Source organism: Mycobacterium sp. TH-M106, assembly GCF_057473765.1.
Genome location: NZ_JBYCLE010000323.1, coordinates 1 through 1,158, shown reverse-complemented (window position 1 = coordinate 1,158; position 1,158 = coordinate 1). Strand labels below are relative to the sequence as shown.

Genomic DNA, 1,158 nt, shown 5'->3' with positions numbered 1-1,158 from the left:
ACTGTAATTCTGCAGAGAAAGTGCGAGTAGAGGCCTGCAGATTTACAGCCTCGCGGGAAACGCGCCCACAGCTTCCTAGACCTGCGCAGGCTCCTTGCCCACCGGACCCAACCGCCAGTCACCGCCGCCCAACAGGTGCAGCTCGCGTTCGTGGTGCTGCTCGACGGCGGGCCGGTGACTGACGCTGACCAGCACGCATTCCGGCAACTCGGCACGCAGCAGCTGGTACAAGGCGAACTCCAGCCCTTCGTCGAGAGCGGAGGTCGCCTCGTCGAGGAATACCGCCGCGGGCTTGGTGAGCAAGATGCGGGCAAAGGCGACCCGCTGCTGTTCGCCGGGGGAGAGCACCTTGGCCCAATCCTGCTCTTCGTCGAGCCGGATGATCAGCGGGGTCAGCGCAACTTTGCCCAGCACGGCGCGCAATTCGTCGTCGGAGACCTCGTCCGGCGAGTTCGGGTAGCACACCACGCTGCGCAGGTCGCCCAGCGGTACGTAGGGCAGCTGCGACAAGAACATCGTCGCGTAGTCGCCTGCGGGCCGGCACAGCGTCCCCGAGGCGTACGGCCACAGTTCGGCCAGGCTGCGCAGCAACGTGGTCTTGCCGGATCCCGAGCGCCCGGTGATCACCAACGATTCGCCCCGGTCCAGCGCCACGTCGAGGGGGTCGATCAGCTGGTCTCCGCCCGGGGTGCGCACTTCCAGGCCGCGGAGTTCGACCGCTGCGTCCTCACTGTCCTTGACCAGGATCGTCGGCAGGGCCCGGCCACGTGTGTTGGCGTCGACCAGCCCGTGCAATCGGATGATCGCGGCCCGGAAGGCCGCGAACGCGTCGTAGTTGTTGCGGAAGAACGACAGCGAGTCCTGAATGTTGCCGAAGGCCGTCGCGCTCTGTCCGACATCACCGAAGTCGATGCGCCCGGCGAACAGCCGCGGCGCCTGAATCACCCAGGGCAACGGGACGATCAGCTGCGACACCGAGAAGTTCCAGCCGTTGAAGATGATGGTGCGGCGGACGAACCTGCGGTAGTTGTCGATGATCGGGGTGAAGCGCCGCCACAGTTGCGCCCGCTCGACCCGCTCACCGCGGTAGAAGCCCACCGCCTCGGCGGCGTCGCGCAACCGCACCAGTCCGTAACGGAAAGCGGCGTTGAGCTTCTC

Annotated in this window: 1 protein-coding gene; it reads right to left on the bottom strand. The window is 66.4% G+C overall.

The window, feature by feature from the left end; genetic code table 11:
- Window positions 1-75: 75 nt before the first annotated feature.
- Window positions 76-1,158, bottom strand: a 1,083-nt coding sequence (locus AC2VOP_RS11280) for an ABC transporter ATP-binding protein/permease (RefSeq protein WP_486961045.1), incomplete at its 5' end; no start/stop codon positions are given.